A 4,885-nucleotide genomic window follows, 5' to 3' on the forward strand; every position below is an offset into this window, starting at 1 on the left:
CTTCTCGCGGTCGTAGTCGCTGGTGGTGGTCTCCATCTGGCCGCGGATGAGCTTGATGCGGCCCTCGATGTCCGCCCGCGCGCCCGCGCCGTCGACGATGGTGGTGTTGTCCTTGTCGATGGTGACGCGCTTGGCGCGGCCCAGGTCGTTGAGGGTGAGGGCCTCGTACTTGTGGCCCAGCTCCTCGCTCACCACCGTGCCGCCCGTCAGCGTGGCCAGGTCCTTGAGCATCTCCTTGCGGCGGTCACCGAAGCCCGGCGCCTTCACCGCGGCCACGTTGAGCACGCCGCGGATCTTGTTGACCACCAGGGTGGCCAGGGCCTCGCCCTCGATGTCGTCGGCGATGATGAGCAGGGGCTTTCCAGCGCGCGCCACCTGCTCGAGGATGGGGATCATGTCCTGCATCGACGAGACCTTCTTCTCGCTGATGAGCAGGTAGGCGTCGTCGAGCACGACCTCCATGCGCTCGCGGTTGGTGACGAAGTACGGCGACACGTAGCCGCGGTCGAACTGCATGCCCTCGACCACGTCCAGCGTCGTCTCGAGGCCCTTGGCCTCCTCCACCGTGATGACGCCCTCCTTACCCACCTTCTCCATGGCGTCGGCGATGATGTGGCCGATCGTCTCGTCGCCGTTGGCGGAGATGGTGCCCACCTGGGCGATGGCCTTCTTGTCCGTGGTGCTCTTGGACAGCTTCTTGAGCTCGGCGACCACGACCTCGACGGCCTTGTCGATGCCGCGCTTGAGGTCCATCGGGCTGTGGCCGGCGGCCACCAGCTTCAGGCCCTCCTCGTAGATGGCGCGGGCGAGCACCGTGGCCGTGGTGGTGCCATCACCGGCCTTGTCCGAGGTCTTGGAGGCCACCTCCTTGACCATCTGGGCGCCCATGTTCTCGAAGCGGTTCTCGAGATCGATCTCCTTGGCGACCGTCACACCGTCCTTGGTCACCGTGGGCGAGCCGAACGACTTCTCGATGACCACGTTGCGGCCCTTGGGACCCAGGGTCACCGCCACCGCATCCGAGAGAATCCGCACGCCGCGCAGAATGGCCTCGCGGGCGGACTGGTGGAAGAAGATCTCCTTGGCTGGCATCATAACCTCCTGAAAAGACTGGGGAATGGACTACGGGGGCCGAAGTGCGGGTGTTAGCACTCGGCCCGAGCGAGCGCCAAAATAAGAGCCGGCTCCGGCTTGTCAACACGGAACGGCGGGCCTGTGGGGGAGCGGACGGCGCGGAGGCCAGGCGGGCTACTCGGCGAAGCGCACGAGGTTGAGAAGCTGATTGAAGTCCAGGGGCTTCTCGAGCGTGAGGGCCACGCCCTTGCGCAGGCCCTTGTCGTGGACGTTGCCGTCGGCATTGCCCGTCATGAGGATGACGGCGGTGCGCTGGTGGCGGGGGTCGGCCTTGAGCATCGCGGTGAACTGGATGCCGTCCATGTGGGGCATCCGGTAGTCGCTGATGACGAGCCCCACCGTGTGCCGCTCGAGGATGTCCAGGGCCTGCAAAGCATCGGCCGCAGAATAGACGGTGTACCCATGCTTCTCGAGGAACCGAGAGAGCAGCGTGCACAACTCGACATCGTCATCCACGACCAGGATGTTCACGGGCCCTTTCGAGGGGTGACGGGGCCGCGGAACGTAACAGCCACACCGCACGTTGACAACGCGCGGAAGGGGTTCGTATGTGGCCGCGCATGGGGAAGCGTACGTCGAAACAGGCGGCGCCGTCGGACGTGGAGGTACGGCTCGACGGGGTGGCGGCGGCATTTGAAGAGGGAGCGTTCGAGGAGGCGCTGGCCGGGGCGGAGTCGCTGCTGGCCGAGGCCCCCGGGCTCCCCGAGGCCCTGCACTGGCGGGCGGCCGTCCTGACGGAGCTGGGACGCCTGGAGGAGGCCCTGGAGGCCTATGGGCGGGCCCTGAAGGCGGCCCCGGACGACCTGGAGCTGCTGATGGGGGCGGCGGAGTGCCTGGTGGGCCGCGCGGGAGACGACCGCGAGGCGGTGGAGGAAGGCCTGGAGCTGTGCGCCCGAGGCAAGAAGCTGGCCCAGCGGGCGGGCGACGTGGAGCTGCTCTTCGAGTTCCTCCTGCTGGAGGGCACGGGGCTGAACCAGGTGGGCGAATGTGCGCGGGCCCTGGTGAGCCTGGAGGCGGCGCTGGGGCATGTGCCGAAGTCGGTGGACGCGCGGCTGGAGCGGGCCATCGCCCTGTTCGAGCTGTGCCAGTTCCCGCAGGCGCAAGAGGCCTTCGAGCAGCTGCTGCGGGACACGGCGGACGAGCCGTGGGCGCACCACTACCTGGGGCTGCTGGCGGAGCGGCGGGGCGAGGCGAAGGAGGCGCGCAAACGATTCGCGAAGGCACAGGCGCTGGCGCCCGAGGAGTTCCCCCCGCCGGTGGAGCTGGGCGAGGAGGCCTTCGACAAGGCGGTGGAGGCCGCGGTGAAGGCGCTGCCCGGGCACGTGAAGGAGTACCTGGACAACGTGACGATCGCCGTGGAGGAGATTCCCAAGGACGAGGATCTGCTGGGGGAGTCGCCGCCGCTCTCGCCGTGCATCCTGGGGGTGTTCCGGGGCTCGCCGGTGGGAGAGCGACACAGCATCATGGGAGAGTTCGACCCCTACCCCGCGTCGATCGTGCTGTACCAGAAGAACCTGGAGCGCTTCGCGAAGACGCGGGACGAGCTCATCGAGCAGATCGGCATCACGGTGATGCATGAGGTGGGGCACCTGATGGGGCTCGACGAGGACGACCTGTGGGAGCGCGGGTTGGACTGAAACGCGACGTTGACGCGGAGCACGAGGCCCGGCAGTAATCGCGAGTGGTAGGACCTCCGGACCTGGTGGCCGGCCCGGTCTTCAAAACCGGTGGGGGGCATGGAGACATGTCCCTGGGAGGTTCGATTCCTCTGTCCTACCGACCCGTTTCTCTTCTGAAAACGGACACTTGGCGCCATCGACTCAACAGGTCCAAGTGTTCGGACGGGTACGCAGGCGTTCAGTCGACTACGTACAAATTGCGTAGAAGGCTGGGTGGGCATTCGCCTCGCGCGATTGCCGGTGAGTGACCATCAACACCGGCGATGTTCAGCCGGCTCGCGACCACCTCCCTGCTTGTGCCCACCAGCAGGGACCGCTATGGTCGATCCGCGCTCTTCGGTCTCCCTCGAGATGGGAAGGAGAAGCACCGACCCAACCGGGCCCGTGCTTCTCTTGCGGCACACGCCAGAACGTAGTTCCCAGGCTGTAGTGGGGCTCTTTCTGGATCTGCCAATCCTTCGCTCCTCGGTCCGAAGCCGCCGCAGCTACGTCGGCATCGGTGCCGTCCGCTGCGGGGGGCCGTGTGCGACATAGGGCTTGGCCCCCGTCATAGATCGAGCGCCTCTCTGGGAGAGGAGCGCTCTCGTTGATGAGGATGAGCAGATGTCCACGGAAACCCCAACCCAATACGAGACAGAGCGACCTCTCGCTCTGGTCACCCTGCCCAAGGAGTCATCGCGCGCCCACCTCACGGAGCGATTCGTCCGCGAGTACGAGATGCGGCCTGAACACGCGGCCGCCATTGGTCGCGCTCTCGTCGACCCCACCGCCGTACGACGACAGCTCGATTCACCCCTGATCAAGCGGTTCCCCGGCGGCGTCGCGAAGTTCATCATCGCCGACGTGTTCACACCGATGATCTCGGTGAACCCTGTGAACCCCCGTGAAAGGGAACGCCGTGCCTACCCTGTGTCGGGAATGGGAGGAGGCGCGAAGAACAAGACCCTGACGGTGGAGGCGGACGGCACCAACACCGCTCTCATCCTCACTGGTGATAGCCCCGAGCACGTCGAGGAGATCCTACGAGACTCGGCTGCCCACCTGCGTCACCAGAATGCGTCCCTCGGGGAGGACATCGGGGTTGATGGCGCCCTTGAACCCCTGACGGTGGCGCTTACCGAAATCCGCCACCGGGACGGTGCCGATAAGGTCGTCGCGCTCACCGCGATGGACGGTGCCACCCGCGTGTCCTGGTGCCACCAGTTCACGTCCTTCGACTCGGCTGACGTGGTCTACCGACTGACCAGCGCGGACCCCCGCACCTGGCGTGCTGAACTCGGACGAATCACCGCCATTCAGAACCGGCCCCTCGGAGAAACAACGTTCGAGGAGCGGCGATCGCACCGTGCGCTGGTCGCGCAAGCGCGGATCCTGCTCTCAATCGAACCAGTGCGGCCAGGCGCGGTGGTGCCGAGCATCGTCGAGGCGATAAGGGCGATCTTGGCCGAGATCCACGTCGCGCCCCCGAAAGGTTGGCCCGAGGGGTCGCAAATCGATGAGATCGCAGACAAGGTTCTCGACCTTCTGCTGGACGCAGGGCGAATCACCGAAACCGAGCGTAACTACCTCATGGGGATGATCCCGCCCGACCAGCTCAAGCGCCACGGGTTCTCGGTGTACCCCGATGTGCGGGCGGCCAAGCTTCTGCGCGTCTTCCATGACGAACGCAACAGCGCGGTGGTTTCGGCGGCGGTCCGCGGACTCGGCGAGAAGAAGCGGCTGGCGAAGGACGACAAGATCAAGCTCGCCGCCGAGTTGATCATGCGTCCCTACCGCCACATGTATCGGCGGCCAGGGAATGACCTGCTCGTCCACGCCGTGCGCTCGGCCGTGCAGCGCACCTTCACGCTGCCGGGCGTCCGCAAGAACACCTCGTGGGAAATTAGTCCCCGCGCGATAGAAGAGGCGCGCCTAGCGGAGCTTAGGGACGCAGCTCTCGCTGAGTTGCGCGCAAATCCGAGCAACGAGGAATTGGGAGCGGCTCGCCTGGAGCTGGGCGTCCTCGCCTCCTACTGGCTGACCGCCACCCGAGCGTTGCAGCGCGACACGCCCCAGGACACGCGGGGTCCTTC

General features: G+C 66.3%; 4 protein-coding genes and 1 tRNA gene. 3 read left to right on the forward strand and 2 right to left on the reverse strand.

The window, feature by feature from the left end; all coding sequences use genetic code 11:
- Both groL and VF697_RS39530 read right to left on the reverse strand, forming a co-directional pair.
- Window positions 1-1,092: chaperonin GroEL (groL, locus tag VF697_RS39525; protein WP_331103359.1), on the reverse strand; the 1,092-nt coding region annotated here is incomplete at its 3' end.
- A 156-nt stretch (window positions 1,093-1,248) separates the two neighbouring features.
- Complete coding sequence (locus VF697_RS39530) at window positions 1,249-1,605, reverse strand: response regulator (RefSeq protein WP_331103361.1); 357 nt, start codon at window positions 1,603-1,605, stop codon at window positions 1,249-1,251.
- Between the two features lie 89 nt (window positions 1,606-1,694).
- Between VF697_RS39530 and VF697_RS39535 the strand changes: the two genes are divergently transcribed.
- The 3 genes from VF697_RS39535 to VF697_RS39545 all read left to right on the forward strand — a co-directional run.
- Window positions 1,695-2,771, forward strand: coding sequence for a metallopeptidase family protein (locus VF697_RS39535; protein WP_331103363.1), 1,077 nt, complete (start codon window positions 1,695-1,697; stop codon window positions 2,769-2,771).
- Between the two features lie 46 nt (window positions 2,772-2,817).
- A tRNA-Sec gene (locus VF697_RS39540) sits at window positions 2,818-2,913 on the forward strand.
- Window positions 2,914-3,416: 503 nt separating this feature from the next.
- Window positions 3,417-4,885 (forward strand): hypothetical protein (locus VF697_RS39545; RefSeq protein ID WP_331103365.1); only part of this gene is annotated, 1,469 nt, incomplete at its 3' end.

Origin of the sequence: Archangium sp., assembly GCF_036388035.1 — a bacterium.
Taxonomy (GTDB): domain Bacteria; phylum Myxococcota; class Myxococcia; order Myxococcales; family Myxococcaceae; genus Archangium.